This window comes from Kocuria sp. CPCC 205263, from assembly GCF_040981075.1.
Classification (GTDB): Bacteria; Actinomycetota; Actinomycetes; order Actinomycetales; family Micrococcaceae; genus Kocuria; species Kocuria rosea.
This window is the reverse complement of sequence record NZ_JAVKPV010000001.1, coordinates 303,749-318,852: the sequence shown is the minus strand read 5'-3', so window position 1 is coordinate 318,852 and position 15,104 is coordinate 303,749. Positions and strand designations below refer to the sequence as shown.

Annotated in this window: 10 protein-coding genes; 9 read left to right on the top strand and 1 reads right to left on the bottom strand. The window is 74.2% G+C overall.

The features are described 5' to 3' along the window. Positions 1-61 precede the first annotated feature (61 nt). Positions 62-1,591, top strand: a complete 1,530-nt coding sequence (locus RF647_RS01455) for an MDR family MFS transporter (protein WP_368810182.1) — start codon at positions 62-64, stop codon at positions 1,589-1,591. 19 nt (positions 1,592-1,610) lie between these two features. Here the strand turns inward: RF647_RS01455 and RF647_RS01450 are convergent, their stop codons facing one another. Next, a complete protein-coding gene (locus tag RF647_RS01450) occupies positions 1,611-2,225 on the bottom strand; it encodes a cyclodeaminase/cyclohydrolase family protein (protein WP_368810181.1) in 615 nt (204 codons plus the stop codon). Between the two features lie 231 nt (positions 2,226-2,456). Between RF647_RS01450 and RF647_RS01445 the strand changes: the two genes are divergently transcribed. The 8 genes from RF647_RS01445 to RF647_RS01410 all read left to right on the top strand — a co-directional run bounded on the left by RF647_RS01445 (position 2,457) and on the right by RF647_RS01410 (position 15,018). Then, positions 2,457-2,708, top strand: a complete 252-nt coding sequence (locus tag RF647_RS01445) for a hypothetical protein (protein WP_017833487.1) — start codon at positions 2,457-2,459, stop codon at positions 2,706-2,708. A gap of 153 nt (positions 2,709-2,861) precedes the next feature. Further along, complete coding sequence (locus RF647_RS01440; protein WP_368810180.1) at positions 2,862-4,685, top strand: pyruvate kinase; 1,824 nt, start codon at positions 2,862-2,864, stop codon at positions 4,683-4,685. Between the two features lie 63 nt (positions 4,686-4,748). Continuing rightward, positions 4,749-5,723 carry an acyl-CoA thioesterase gene (locus RF647_RS01435; protein WP_368810179.1) on the top strand — a complete coding sequence of 325 codons (975 nt, stop codon included), beginning with the start codon at positions 4,749-4,751 and terminating at the stop codon, positions 5,721-5,723. Between the two features lie 105 nt (positions 5,724-5,828). Further along, a complete protein-coding gene (locus tag RF647_RS01430; RefSeq protein WP_368810178.1) occupies positions 5,829-6,647 on the top strand; it encodes a di- and tripeptidase in 819 nt (272 codons plus the stop codon). Positions 6,648-6,816: 169 nt separating this feature from the next. After that, a complete protein-coding gene (locus RF647_RS01425) occupies positions 6,817-7,755 on the top strand; it encodes a glycerophosphodiester phosphodiesterase (RefSeq protein WP_368810177.1) in 939 nt (312 codons plus the stop codon). Positions 7,756-7,870: 115 nt separating this feature from the next. Continuing rightward, complete coding sequence (locus RF647_RS01420; RefSeq protein WP_368810176.1) at positions 7,871-8,788, top strand: FAD:protein FMN transferase; 918 nt, start codon at positions 7,871-7,873, stop codon at positions 8,786-8,788. A gap of 22 nt (positions 8,789-8,810) precedes the next feature. Next, positions 8,811-10,481: an FAD-dependent oxidoreductase gene (locus tag RF647_RS01415; protein ID WP_368810175.1), complete on the top strand. Its 1,671-nt coding sequence runs from the start codon at positions 8,811-8,813 to the stop codon at positions 10,479-10,481. 469 nt (positions 10,482-10,950) lie between these two features. Continuing rightward, positions 10,951-15,018: a Pls/PosA family non-ribosomal peptide synthetase gene (locus RF647_RS01410; RefSeq protein WP_368810174.1), complete on the top strand. Its 4,068-nt coding sequence runs from the start codon at positions 10,951-10,953 to the stop codon at positions 15,016-15,018. Positions 15,019-15,104: the final 86 nt, after the last annotated feature.

Sequence of the window (15,104 nt, the reverse complement as noted above, 5' to 3'; positions counted from 1 at the left end):
AAGCGGGGGCCGGGACGGCTCTACCGGTGAACCACTGCTGCGTCCCGAAGGATCCCCGCCCATGGCACCCGACGTCCCCGTGTCCGAGACCCCTCCCGTCCCCGCCCCCGCGCCCTCCACGGCGCTCCCGGACACCGGCCCCCCGGCCGTCGTCGCGGACACCGACCACTCCGCCCGCAACCGCCTGGTCATCGGCCTGCTGCTGGTCTCCACGTTCGTGGTGATCCTCAACGAGACGATCATGGGCGTGGCGCTGCCCCGCCTCATGGCCGACCTCTCCGTCACGGCGGTCGCCGGCCAGTGGCTCACCACCGCCTACATGCTGACCATGGCCGTGGTCATCCCGGTGACGGGGTTCCTGCTCCAGCGCCTGCACACCCGGCCCGTGTTTCTGACCGCCATGACCCTGTTCAGCCTCGGCACCCTCGTCTGCGCGGCCGCGCCCGGGTTCGGGACGCTGCTCGCGGGGCGGGTGGTGCAGGCCGGCGGCACGGCCATCATGATGCCGCTGCTGATGACCACGGTGCTGACCCTGGTGCCGCCGGCCGGGCGCGGGCGGGTCATGGGCAACATCTCGATCGTCATCTCGGTCGCCCCGGCCGTGGGGCCCACCATCTCGGGCGTCATCCTCAGCGTGCTCGAGTGGCGGTGGATGTTCATCCTGGTGCTGCCGATCGCGGTGGGCTCCCTGCTGCTCGGCGCGTGGCGGATGCAGAACGTCACCGAGCCCCGCCCGGCGCCGCTGGACGTGGTCTCGGTGGTGCTCTCGGCCCTGGGCTTCGGCGGCCTCGTCTACGGCCTGAGCACGCTCGGCGAGGGCGGGGACGCCGCGCTCCCGGCGTGGGTGCCGCTCGTGCTGGGCGTGGCCGCGTTGGCCGTGTTCGTGCGGCGCCAGACGAGGCTGCAGCGCGCGGACCGCGCCCTGCTGGACCTGCGGACCTTCCGGTCCCGGGTGTTCACGATGTCCACGGCGGTGCTCGCCGTCAGCATGATGGCCCTCTTCGGCACGCTGATCGTCCTGCCCATCTACCTGCAGACCGTGCACGGCCTCGACCCCCTGGGCACGGGCCTGCTGCTGCTGCCGGGCGGGCTCGTCATGGGACTGCTGGCACCCTTCGTGGGGCGGGTCTACGACCGCTCGGGCCCCACGGTGCTGCTCGTGCCGGGCTCGATCCTGCTGAGCGCGTCCCTCTGGTACCTCGCCTCCACCACGGGGGCCACGCCCGTCCCGATGGTGCTGCTCGCCCACGTGGTGCTCAGCACGGGTCTGGCCCTGATGTTCACCCCGCTGTTCACCGCGGGCCTGGGCGCCCTGCCGACACGGCTGTACTCGCACGGCTCCGCCATGGTGGGCACCCTGCAGCAGGTGGCGGGCGCGGCGGGCACGGCCCTGTTCGTCACCGTGCTGACCCTCTCGGCCGCCGGCGCGGCGGCCTCCGGGGCCTCGGCTCCGGAGGCCACCGAGGCGGGCGTGCGGAGCGCCTTCCTGTGCGGCGGGATCATCTCGCTGCTCGCCGTCGTCGGCTCCTTCGGGGTGCGCCGCCCCGCGGGCACGGCGGACACGGAGAGCGCCGCGGGCGCGGAGGACTGAGACCCCGCTGGCCCGGTCCTCAGCCCTGGACGCGCTCGCGGATCAGCCGCGTGAGCTCCGCGGCGTCCTCGACGGCCCGCTCGCCCTCGGCCAGCCCCGCGCGCAGCTCCTCCCGGGTCGCGGCGTCCTTGAGGGCGCGGACGTTGATCTCGAGCGTGACCATGGCCGTGGCCACCGCGGCCCGGGCCGCCTCGGAGGCCGCCGCCACGTCGCTGAGGACGTTGGGGTTGCACCAGCCGGTCAGCTCGCGCGCGAGCCCGACCACCTCGGTGCCCACGCCGATCAGCTCCCGCGGGGGGCGCGCGGCGCCGGCCGTGGCCTCCTGGACCGCCCGCGAGCGCTCTGCCTTCTCCTCGTCGGTGTCCTTCGGCAGGGTGTAGGCGGCCGAGAGCGCGCCGAAGGCCTCGGCGTCGGCGTCCGCCAGGCCCAGCGCGCGCGGGATCAGCTCCTCGGCCCGGTCGGCCGCGCGCCGGGCGCGGTCCGCGTGCTCGGATGCCGTGGAGTATCGGGCGGACATCGCGATCAGGGCCGCGCCCAGCGCCGCCTGCAGGGCGCCCGCGGCGCCGCCGCCGGGGGCGGGCTCGTCCGAGGCCATGCGCTCCACGTAGGCCCTGACGTTCTCCGAGCTGATCACAGCGGCTCCTTCCGGTGGCGGGACCTGCCGCCCGCCGCGGGGCGGGCGCAGGCGGTGGCGTCCGCACGAGCCTAACCCTCCGCCGGTCCGCGTGGTGAGTCTCACAGCCCCCGCGGGACGAATGCACGGCCCGTCCATCGCACGGAAACGTACCGGCCACATCGGCGGACGATCCTGGAGGTGTCCGAGGGCCCCCTCCCCGGACCCCGACCCCCGAGAGGACGTGCCGCCATGACGACCCTCCGAGCGACGACCGTCGACGCGACCACCGATGACACCTGGGTCCAGGACCCCGCCCGGATCCGCCCCGGCGACCGGATCGAGGTGTGGGAGCAGGACCACCTCCGCCACGTCGGCACGGTGGGCCAGTGCGCCCCCCACCTGCGGCTGCTCTGGATCCTGGAGGCCGGCACCGGCTCCCGCCGGCTGATCCCCGTCCACGGCTACCGTCTGCGCCGCTCCCCGTTCGCCCGCCCCGCCTGAGGCCCCGTCGCCACGTGTTCAGCCGCTGTTCGCCCGGGGCGGGTACGGTCGGCGCTGACAGCCGGGCGGACGAGGAGGATCATGGGGAGTCAGCAGGTCGACGGCGGTCGCGGCGGGGCAGCTCCCGGTCGGGACCGCGGGAGGGAGCACGGCATGGCGGCGACCGCCCGGCAGGAGTGCGCCGCGCGGCTGCACGACCGGGTCGCGGCGCTCGTCGACGTGGTGCTCCGGGCCCGCCGGGCGGCCGTGCCGCAGCTCGAGCGCGTGAACCCCCGCCACCGCGGGTCCGCGCTCAACCTCGTGGACTACGTGGCCGTGCGCAGCCAGGACGTGCGGGACCTGCAGCGGGACCTCAGCGGCCTGGGCTTGTCCTCCCTGGGGCGGATGGAGGCTGGGGTCATGAGCCACCTCGGCGCCGTGCTGGAGACCCTCCGCGTGCTTGCCGGCCGGCCGGAGGAGGACGGCGGGGCGCCTGGCCCCGACGAGCCCGGCGAGCCCGGTGCGGAGGTGCTGCGCCGCAACACCGCGGCCCTGCTCGGCCCGGGCCGGGAGGGGCGCAGCACCCGGATCATGGTCACCTTCCCCTCGGAGGCCGCCGAGGACCCCCGGCTCGTCCAGGACATGGTCCGCGCCGGGATGGACGTGGCCCGGATCAACTGCGCGCACGACGGCCCCGAGCAGTGGGCGGCCATGATCGGGCACGTCCGGGCGGCCGGGCAGGCGCTCGGCCGCGAGGTCCGCGTGGCCATGGACCTCGCGGGGCCCAAGCTGCGCACCGGGCCGATCGAGCCCGGTCCGCAGGTCGAGAAGATTAAGCCCACCCGGGACAGCGGCGGCCGGGTGACCGCCCCGGCCCGCCTCTGGCTGGGCGAGGCGGACCCGGCGGTCGACGACGACGCCCCGGCCGTCCCCGTGGCCGGCGCCGCCTGGACCGCGGCCCGCACCCCGGGGGAGCGGCTGCGGCTCAAGGACGCGCGCGGCTCCGGACGGACCCTGCGGGTGATCGAGGCCACCGGGCCCGGCGTGCTCGTCGAGTGCGCCAAGACCGTGTACTTCGCCACGGGCCTGGCCGTGCGGGCCGAGGACGGCACGGAGGGAGTGCTCGGCGAGCTGCCCGCCGTCGAGCAGTCCCTGCGCGTGCGCGCGGGGGACACCGTGGTGCTGACCCGGGACCTCGCACCCGCCCCGGTCCGGTCGGAGAGCCCGTTCCGGATCGGCTGCTCCCTGCCCGAGGTGTTCACGGACGCCAGGGAGGGGCAGCCGGCCTGGATCGACGACGGGAGGATCCGCTGCCGGATCACCTCCGTGGGGCCCGACGAGATCGTGCTGGAGGTGCTGCAGGCGGGCCCCGGCGGCACCAAGCTCAAGGCGGGGAAGGGCATCAACCTGCCCGAGACGGACCTGCGCATCTCCTCGCTCACCGACGAGGACCGCTCGCACCTACCGTTCGTGGCCGAGCACGCCGACATCGTCAACATGTCCTTCGTGCGCTCGCGGGAGGACGTGACCGACCTGCTGCGGGAGCTCGAGCGGATCGGCAACACCGCCCTGGACGTCACCCTCAAGATCGAGACCGTGGGCGGCTTCGAGTCCCTCCCCGCGATGCTGCTGGAGGCCATGCGGTGGCAGGACGTGGGCGTCATGATCGCCCGCGGGGACCTCGCCGTCGAGGCCGGGTTCGAGCGGATGGCCGAGGTGCAGGAGGAGATCCTGTGGCTGTGCGAGGCCGGGCACGTGCCCGTGGTCTGGGCCACCCAGGTCCTGGAGTCCCTCGCCAAGAAGGGCCTGCCCTCCCGGGCGGAGGTCACGGACGCGGCGATGGGCCAGCGCGCCGAGTGCGTGATGCTCAACAAGGGACCGTTCGTGGTGGACGCGATCGAGGCCCTCGACGACATCCTCGTGCGGATGGAGGGGCACACCCGCAAGAAGTCGGACATGCTCCGCCGGCTCAACGCGTGGGCGCCCGTCGTCGAGTGAGCGGGCGAGCGGCCGTGTCGGCCGCGGGGCGGGCCGTGCGGTGACCCGTGCCACACTGGGTGCATGGCCGCACGCGACACCGCCGTTCTCCGCTTCCTCGCCGCCCCGACCGACGCCGGGCGCACCGGCACCGTGGACGGCGGGCGCGTCCTCGAGTGGATCGACAAGGCCGCCTACGCGTGCGCCGTGGGCTGGTCCCGGGCCTACTGCGTGACGGCGTACGTGGGCAACATCCACTTCGACCGCCCGGTGTGCGTGGGGGACATGGTGGAGGTCTCCGCGAAGATCGTGCACACGGGACGGTCCTCGATGCACATCCGGGTGGAGGTGGCCTCCGCGGACCCCCGCGAGCACGGGGTGACCCTCAAGGACACGTGCCTGATCATCATGGTGGCCGTGGACGGGGACGGCCGGCCCACCCCCGTCCCGCAGTGGGCGCCCGAGACGGAGCACGAGCGCCAGCAGTCGGCCGTCACGCAGCGGCGGATCGAGCTGCGCAACAGCATCGAGGAGCTGATGGCGGAGCAGCGGTACACGGACGAGGGCACCGCCGAGGAGACCGTGCTGCGCTTCCTCGCCGCGCCCACGGACATCAACTGGGGAGGGAAGGTGCACGGGGGCACGGCCATGCGCTGGATCGACGAGGCCGCGTACGTGTGCGGGGCCCGGTGGGCGGGCCGGCCGGTCATCGCCGTCTACGCCGGGGGCGTCCGGTTCTACCGGCCCATGCACATCGGCCACCTCGTGGAGGTCCGGGCGCGGCTCATCCACACCGCGGCCCGCGGCCTGCACATCTCCGTGAACTGCTGGTCGGGGGACCCCGCGACCGGCGAGCTCGCGCTGACCACCAACTGCCTCATGGTCATGGTCGCCCTCGACGACCAGGGCCACGCCCTGCCGGCCCGGCAGTGGCAGCCGCTCAGCCAGGAGGACCGGGACCTGGATGCCTTCGCCCGGGAGCTGGTCCGGCTGCGCGCCGAGTTCCCCGACTCCTTCCAGCAGGTCGACCCGTCCGTCTCCCGGTTGCCCGGGAGCTGATCGCGCCCCTCCTCAGCCGTTGGCGAATCCCGGGACCCGATCAGCCTGCTGTGCATATAGTGGGCTGAGACCCACCGTCCCGGCACCCCACAAGGAGAGCACGCCATGGACCTGAATCCCCTGAGCAACGCGTTCGACGACGAGGGCAAGCCCAAGCCCGCCATGAACAAGCTCCTCGACACCGTGCTGCGCGTGCAGCGGCCCGTGGTCCTGGGCTTCGTGAAGAAGGAGCGCGCCGACCACCCCGACGAGACGCCCGAGCAGATCGCCAGGCGGCTCGAGAAGATCTACGTCCGGTCCGTGACCATGGGCGGCGGGGCCGTCGGCGCCACCGCGGTGGTCCCCGGCATCGGCACCGTCGCGTCCCTCGGCCTGTCCTCCTTCGCGGTGGTCGGCTACCTCGAGGCCACCGCCCTGTACGCCCAGGCGATCGCCGAGCTGCACGGGGTGCACACGGAGGACCCGGAGAAGACCCGCACCATGGTCATGGCCCTGATGCTCGGCGAGGACGGCCGCCAGGTCATGAACCAGATCCTGGCCAGCGGCACCAAGGGCCGCGGCATGATGTCCTCCTGGGGCCTGATGATGGGCAAGGACGACTCGAAGACCTTCGACGTCAGCAGGATCATCCGCAACATGTTCGTCAAGCGCTTCCTGCTCAAGCAGACCGGAGCCGTGTTCGGCCGCGCCCTGCCGTTCGGCGTGGGCGCGATCGTCGGCGGGGGAGCGAACCTGGCCATGTCCAAGCAGGTCATCGCCGCGACGCACGAGGCGTTCGGTCCGCTGTCCACCACGTTCCCCGCCGAGCTCGGGCCCGAGGAGCGGGCCCCCCGCTTCGACGACGGCAAGTCCCGGAAGGGCAGGCGGGGCCGGAAGGCCGACACGGTCGCCGCGGCCCACGGAGAGATCACCGGCGAGCAGTAGACCCCGCGCCGCGCTCCCGCGCTGCCGCTCGACGACGCCCCGCGCCCGGCGGGGCGTCGTCGTCGTTCACGACAGGTCCGCCGGGGCGTGGCCCCGCGTTCACCGCGTCTCCCTAGCCTGGTGCACGAGCGGGGCGCACCGCGCCCCGACCGACAGCCGAGGGAGCGCCGTGCGGCCGATCGTCTACGCGCACCGGGGGGCCAGCGCGGACCTCCCCGAGCACACCCGGGCCGCCTATGTGCAGGCGCTGCTGGACGGCGCCGACGGGGTGGAGTGCGACGTCCACCTCAGCCGCGACGGCCACCTCGTCCTGCACCACGACGCCCAGCTGGGCCGCACGAGCGACGGCCGGGGCCCCGTCTCCGCCCGCACGCTCGCCGAGCTGCGCCGCCTCGACTGGACCTCCTGGAAGGGCGTGCGCATCCCGCCGGGCCACGGGGCGCCGGACCGTCAGCTGCTCACCCTGCCCGAGCTGCTGGACCTGCTGCGGGGAGCGGGCCGGCCCGTGGGCCTGGCCGTGGAGACGAAGCACCCCAGCCCGTTCGGCCACCGCCTCGAGGAGGAGGTCCTCGGCCTGCTGATGCGGGAGGGGTGGGACCCCGAGACTGGGCGGCTGGACGACGTCACGGTCTCGCTGATGAGCTTCCACCCCGACGCCGTCCGGCACTTCCTGGAGACGGTGCCCGCCCGACACGTGTGCCAGCTGGTCGGGACGACCACCCGCCGCACGGTCGGGGACAGCCTGCGCGTCGGCCGCACGGCCGCGGCGGTGCTCCACGCCGGGATGCGGTTCGTGGTGCCGCCGGCGCTGCCCGTGATCTCGGCGGGCCTCGTTGACCTGGTGGGCCCGGGGCTGGACTTCGTCCGGGCCCGCCCCGACCTCGTGCGGCAGTGGCGGGCGGAGGGGCGCGTGCTGCGGGTCTGGACGGTCGACACCGCACGGGACGTGGACCTGTGCCGCGCGCTCGGCGTCCAGCAGCTCACCACGAACCGCCCGGCCGACGTGCTGCGCTGGGCGGGGGCGCCTTCCGGGGCCCCGCTCGGCGTCCCGGCGGCCGCGGCGGCCGTCACGGGCCGGTCCCGGTGCGCGACCATGACGGTCGGGTAACGGGGGGTCACGTCACCACCGGCCGGGCCCGGCGCGCGTATGCTCGACAGCAGCTGTCCGTGTCCCCCCGCACGCCGTCGTCGCCCGCCTCTCCCTCCACCACCAGGAGACGGTCATGCCCACCCCGATCCCGCCCCGCGCCCCGGACGCCGGCGCCGTGCGCGCCCCTGCCCCGGACCTCCAGGCCGAGGCCGTCCGGCTCGCCGAGCACGTGCGCCGCGAGGTCGCCCGCGCCGTCGCGCCCGAGCGCATCGACTCGGAGCTGTCCCTGCTGAACCGGTTCGCCGAGCACGAGGACGTCGACGTCGTCCTCGGGCCCGTGCTCGCCGGGATCGTCGCGGCCGCCCTGCTCTCCGCCCGCCTCACGAGCGGGCTCACCGATCCCACCACCGGCGGGGCGGCCTGGCGGGCCCTGGACGGGCTCGAGCCGCACCCGGCGCCCGGGATCGGGAGCCTCGACCTGGACGTGGCCACCCGGCGGCTGCGCATGGGCCGCGGCACGGTCCTGGACCTCGCGCCGGTCGCCGACGCGTGGGCGGCGGACCGCATCGTCCGGGTCTTCACGGAGACGCACCCCGGCGTTGCGCTGGTCGCCGAGGTCGGCGCGGCGTGCGCCGTGGGCGGGCCGACCGCCGCGGCCGCCGCCCTCGTGGGCGCCGCCCCGGCGGCCCGGAGCGCGGACCCCCGGACCGCCGACCCTCGGGCCGGTGTGGAGCCCGGGGTGCGGGCGGCCCTCGTCGAGCGCGGCCGGCGGGGCCTCGCGGTGGTGGAGAGCCCCGGGAGCGTCCTGGTCAACCCGGTGACCGGCGCCGCCGCGGCGAGCCCGTGGGGCCGGGTCGTGGTCGCCGCGCAGAGCGCGGTGGAGGCCCAGGCCTACGCCCGCGCCGCGCACGTGCTGGGACGGGACGCGCCCGGCTGGGTCGCGGCGTGCGGGGCCGACGGCGAGTTCACCGGTTCCCGGCCCGGCAGCACCCTCCGGCGCCGGCTCAGGACACCGGGCTGGCCGGAGCGGGCGGGCCGCGCGGCGGCCTGAGCGGCGCCGGTAGCATGACCGCATGAGAATCGTCATCGTGGGCGGCGTCGCCGGCGGAATGTCCGCGGCCACCCGTCTGCGCCGACTGCTGGAGGACGCCGAGATCACGGTGTACGAGCGCAGCGGCCACGTGTCCTTCGCCAACTGCGGCCTGCCCTACCACGTGGGCGGCGTCATCGAGGAGCGCTCCGCGCTGCTGCTGCAGACCCCGCAGTCCCTGGGCGCCCGGTTCGGCCTCGACGTCCGGGTGGGGCACGAGGTCGTCGGCGTCGATCGGGACCGGCACGTGCTGCGCGTCCGGGACCTCGCCTCCGGCCGGGAGGAGGAGCGGGGCTACGACGTCCTCGTCCTCTCCCCGGGGGCTGTCCCCGTCCGCCCACCCGTGCCCGGCATCGAGCGCGCCCTGGTCCTGCGCGACATCGAGGACACCGACGCGGTCGTGGCCGCGGTCGAGGGCGCCCGCTCCGCCGTGGTCGTCGGCGGCGGCTACGTCGGCCTCGAGGTCGCCGAGCAGCTCGTCCACCGCGGCCTGCAGGTCTCCCTCGTCGAGGCCGCCCCCCAGGTCATGGCCCCGCTCGACCCCGAGATGGTCGAGCCCTTCCACACCCTGATGCGCGAGCGCGGGCTCGACCTGCGGCTGGGGACCACGGTCACCGAGGTGGGGGAGCGCACCGTGACGCTCGACGACGGCACCGAGCTGCCCGCCGACGTGGTCCTCGCCGCGGTCGGCGTCCGCCCCGACAGCACGCTGGCCCGGGCCGCGGGTCTGGAGGTCGGGGCGCGCGGCGGCATCGTCGTCGACGAGCACCTGCGCACCTCCGACCCGGACGTCTACGCCGTGGGGGACGCCGTGGAGAAGCGCGACGCCCTCGACGGGTCCGCCACGCTCGTCGCCCTGGCCAACACGGCCAACCTCCAGGGCCGGCTCGTCGCCGACGTGATCGCCGGCATGGACGTCTCCGACCGGCCGGTGCTGGGCACCTCCGTGGTCGGCGTCTTCGGCCTCACGGCCGCGGCCACGGGCTGGAACGAGAAGCGGCTGCGCGCTGCGGGCCGGTCCTACCGCGCGATCCACACGCACCCCGCGAACCACGCCGGCTACTACCCCGGGGCGGAGGGGATGACCCTCAAGCTGCTCGTGGACCCGGAGGACGACGCGATCCTCGGCGCCCAGGGCGTGGGCGGGGCGGGCGTGGACAAGCGCATCGACGTCCTCGCCACGGCCATCACCGGCGGCATCGCGGCCGCCGACCTCGCCGAGCTCGAGCTGGCCTACTCCCCGCTCTACGGCTCCGCCAAGGACCCCGTGAACATGCTCGGCTACATCGACCGCAACCACCGGGACGGGCTCGTCGAGACCGTCCAGTGGCACGAGCTCGACGACCGCCTCGCCTCCGGCGCCACCCTGCTGGACGTCCGCACCCCGGGCGAGCACACGGCGATGCCGATCCCCGGCGGGATCAACATCGAGCTGGACCAGCTGCGGGACCGCCTCGACGAGCTGCCGGAGGGCGAGCTCGTGGTGCACTGCCAGGCCGGCCTGCGCGGCTACCTCGCGGCCCGGGTCCTGGCGCAGCACGGACGTGACGTCGTCAACCTCGACGGCGGCTACCTCACCTGGGCGGCCCGGCCGGACGGCGCCGCGGCGACGCCCTCCGGCGACGACGAGGACCGGGGCTCCCCGGCCGGCTGAGCGGCACCCGGGGCGCGGCGCAGCACGAGGCCCCCGCACGGGAACAGGGACGAGACGGTCCTGTTCCCGCGCGGGGGCCTCGTGCGTGCCGGAACGGCCCGACGCTCGTTCACGAAAGGTAACACGGCGAATTCTCCTGTCCCCGGAGATGTGGCCGGGACGAGCGGCCGGCCACTGCCTCCCTCGGCGCGCGGCGCGCGCCGAGGGAGCATGCCGACCGTCGACCCCCGGCCCGGGAACCGCACGATTGCAGTCGAAAACGTCTCGCAGAGCGAGATGCGGGCTGTGATCTTTCCCACTGGAAACCGATCGAGCGGTCGGCATCGCCCCTGGCAGCTCCACCGACGAACGCATCGATAACGGAGGAATAACGCCGCAGTGACGGATCCGTGAGGAGGCCATAACACCCCGCTCCGTAGAACGGACGTGCCGGTAACACCGGTGTTACGTGCATCGAAAGGAGTTGGACATGACCTCAGTGCCACATCGCTCTCACCGCCGCGAGGAGGCTGCGGCGGCAGAGCGAGTGCTGTGGGACGAGGCCGCCGCGAAGGGGGGCCCCGCCGGAGCAGCTCCGTGGACGGAGCCCTCGACCCGGGGCGTCCGGAGCACGGAGACCAAGCCCACCCGGCTGCACCACTTCTTCGAGCGCAGCTGCGACCTGACCCCCGACGCCCAGGCGCTGCACGCCGACGGCCGGGCCTACACCTACGCGGAGCTCGACGAGCTCGCCAACCGTCTGGCCCACCTGATCACCGGCTACGGCCTGAGCGCGGGCGACCGCGTCGGGATCCTGCTCCAGCGCTCCACGATGCTCTACGCGTCCCTCCTGGCGATCCTCAAGACGGGCGCCACCTTCGTCCCGATCGACCCGAACCTGCCCGCGGACCGCGTGCAGTTCATCGCCGAGGACTCCGACCTGTCCCTCATGCTGACCTCCGCCGAGTTCGTGGCCCTGGTCGAGGACGCGCCCGCCGACGTCGTCGACGTCGGCCGGATCGGCGAGCGGCTCGAGGAGGCGCCCGCGCACCGCCCCGTCGTCCGCCACGAGGGCGACCCCACGTGCTACATCATCTACACCTCGGGCTCGACCGGCCGCCCCAAGGGCGTCGAGGTCGCGCACTCGAGCATCTGCAACTTCATCGAGATCGTGCCCGAGGTCTACGACGTCCGCTCCGAGGACCGCGTCTACCAGGGCATGACCATCGCGTTCGACTTCTCCATCGAGGAGATCTGGCCGACCTGGGCCGTGGGCGCCTCCCTGGTGGCCGGCCCCACCGACGACGCCCGCCTGGGACAGGGGCTCGCCGAGTTCCTGCAGCGCATGGAGATCTCCGTGCTCTACTGCGTGCCGACCGTCCTGGCCACCCTGGAGCACGACCTGCCCCGCATCCGCAGCATCCTGGTGGGCGGCGAGGCCTGCCCCGCCGACCTCGTGGAGCGGTGGTCCACCCCCGAGCGCCGGATGCTCAACACCTACGGCCCCACCGAGGGCACCGTGACCGCCACGTGGGGCGAGCTCGCCCCCGGACGGCCCGTGACCATCGGCAAACCCCTGCCCACCTACGAGGTGCGGATCCTCGACGAGGAGATGAACGAGGTCGCCGACGGCGAGCCCGGCGAGATCTGCATCGCCGGCCCCGGCGTGGCCCGCGGCTACGTCAACCTGCCGCACGTCACCGAGGAGCGCTTCCGCCCCCACCCGGACGGGCCCCGGGCCGGACGGATCTACCGCACCGGCGACCTGGGCCGGTTCATGCCCGACGGCGAGATCGAGTACCTCGGCCGCGCCGACAGCGAGGTGAAGATCCGCGGTCACCGCGCGGACCTGCAGGAGATCGAGAACGTGCTGCGCCGGGAGGACGCGGTGGCGGACGCCGCCGTGAAGCTCACCTCCGGCGGCGACGACGTCGCGGCGTTCCTCACCCTGCGCGCCCCGGTGCGCGACGAGCGCGCCCTCTTCGAGCTGCTCCACGACTCCGTGGTCGCGGCGCTGCCGCCGTACATGGTGCCGTCCTTCTACGAGATCCTGCCCGCGATGCCGATGATGGTCAGCGGCAAGGTGGACCGGAAGAACCTGCCGGACCCCAGCACGCCCCGCTTCGTGACCACGATGGGGCTGGTCCCGCCGGCGACGGACGCCGAGTGGGGGATCACGGAGGTGTGGTCGAAGGTCTTCCGCATCCCCGAGGACCAGCTCTCCGTGGAGGCGGACTTCTTCATGGAGCTCGGCGGGCACTCGCTGCTCGCCGCGACCGCCACGTCCGAGCTGCGCCGCGCGCACCCGGACCAGGACATCTCCATCGCGGACATCTACACCTACCCGACCGTCCGGGACCTGGCGCGCCACCTGGACGCCGCCCCGGCGTACGTCCCCGCCGCGGCCGCCCCGGACGACCGCCCCGCGCCGCTGCACCACACCAGCGGCCGCGTGGCGCTGTGCGGCCTCGCGCAGGTGACGACGATGGTCCTGGCGGCCATGCTCGTCGGCTCTCCGCTCGCCGCGGTCCTGTACTCCTACGGCGGGCAGTTCAGCTACGCCCTGATGTGGGACATGCTCCTGGTGGGCGTCCTGGTCTCCGTGCTCGCCCGCGTCCTCCTGCCGTTCCTCGGCTCCCGCGTGCTGGGCCGCTTCGTCAGACCGGGGCACCACGCCCTCTGGGGCCGGCAGTACTACCTGCTGTGGTGCATCGACGGGCTGACCCGGCTCTCGCCGCTCAACCTCCTGACCGGCACCCCGATGGCCGCCGTCTACCTGCGCCTGCTGGGCGCCAGGATCGGTCCGGACGCCCACGTGGGCACCGCCGCCATCGGCCTGCCCTCGCTCGTCACCGTCGGCGCCCGCGCCAGCATCGGCTACAACTCCTCCGTGCAGACCGCCCAGGTCGAGGAGGGGTGGGTGACCATCGCGCCGGTGCACATCGGCGACGACGCGTTCGTGGGGGCCAACGCCCTCCTGCAGCCGGGCACCCGGATCGAGGACGGTGCCCGCCTGGCCGAGCAGTCCCTGGCCTCCCGCAACCAGACGATCCCCGCCGGCGAGCACTGGCTGGGCTCCCCGGCCCGGCCCGGTGACGGGGACGACGAGCTGCTCGAGCGGATGGAGCGGCGCCCGATGCCCAGCGGACGCTGGCCCGCCCCGCTGGCGGCCGGCCTGCTCCTAGGCTGGCTGGTCCTCGAGCTGATGCCCTTCGTCCTGGTGCTCCCGTCCTTCCTGATGATCTGGGCCGCGGCCCTGGAGTTCGGGCTCCCCGTGGGGCTCGCCCTCACCCCGGCGGTCGGCGTCGTCTACGTGCTCACGGTCTGCGCCGTGGTCGCGGGCGGGCGGAAGATCGTCCTGCGCCGTACGCCCACCGGCATCCACCCCGTGCGCAGCGGGCTCGGCGTGCGCAAGTGGATGGCGGACCAGCTGCTCTCCACCAGCCTGGAGAGCACCAACGCCCTGTACGCCACGATGTACACCGTTCCCTGGCTGCGCGCCCTGGGCGCCAAGGTCGGCCCCCGCTCCGAGGTCTCCACGGTCGGCCACATCGACCCGGACCTCCTCACCCTCGGCGAGGGGAGCTTCGTCGCGGACATGGCCAGCGTGGGCAGCGCCGTCTACCACCACGGTCACCTGTACATGGAGCGCACCGTGGTGGGCGACCGCTCGTTCGTGGGCAACGCCGCGTTCGTGCCCTCGGGCACCCGGATGGGCGAGGGCTCCCTGGTGGGCGTCGCCTCGGTGCCCCCGGCCGACGTGCCGGACGGCACGTCCTGGCTGGGCTCGCCCGCCATGTTCCTGCCCCGCCGGCAGGACAGCGGCAACTACGACGAGAGCCTCACCTTCCGGCCCTCGCGCGGCAAGGTGGCGGCCCGCCTCGTCATCGAGGCGCTGCGCATCACGGTCCCGCCGGCGCTGATCGGGCTGATCGGCTACCTGGGCCTGCTCGCGTCGGTCGCCCTGGTGCCCGAGCTGACGCTGCTCGGCTTCGTCGCCGTGCTGCCCCTCGTCGCGCTGGCCACCGGCCTGACCGTGGTCCTCGCCGTCGTCGTCCTGAAGTGGGCGATCGTGGGCCGGTACCGCCAGCGCGTCGAGCCGCTGTGGGACAACTTCGTCCGGCGCAGCGAGTTCGTCACCGGCGTGTACGAGTCCGCGGCGGTCCCCGCCCTCATCGGCGGTCTCGTGGGCACGCCCCTGATCGGCCCGGTCCTGCGCCTGTTCGGCGCGCAGATCGGCCGGCGGACGTACATCGGCACCACCTACCTGACCGAGTTCGACCTCGTCCACATCGGCGACGACGCCGCCGTCTCGACGGACGTGTCGCTGCAGACGCACCTCTTCGAGGACCGCGTGATGAAGATGTCCCACGTGGAGATCCTGCCCGGGGCCTCCGTCGGTGCGCGCTCGATCGTGCTCTACGACACGACGGTCGGCGCGGGTGTCTCGGTGGACGCGCTGTCGCTGGTGATGAAGGGCGAGCAGCTGCTGCCCCACACCGCCTGGCGCGGCATCCCGGTGCGGTCGGCCACGGCCGCCCTGACCTCGGGACGATGACCCGGCCATGACCGCCCAGTGGACGTCCCCGCGACCCGGCAGCGGGTCGCGGGGACGCCGTTCCTCCGCCGCCTGGCACGCACCGG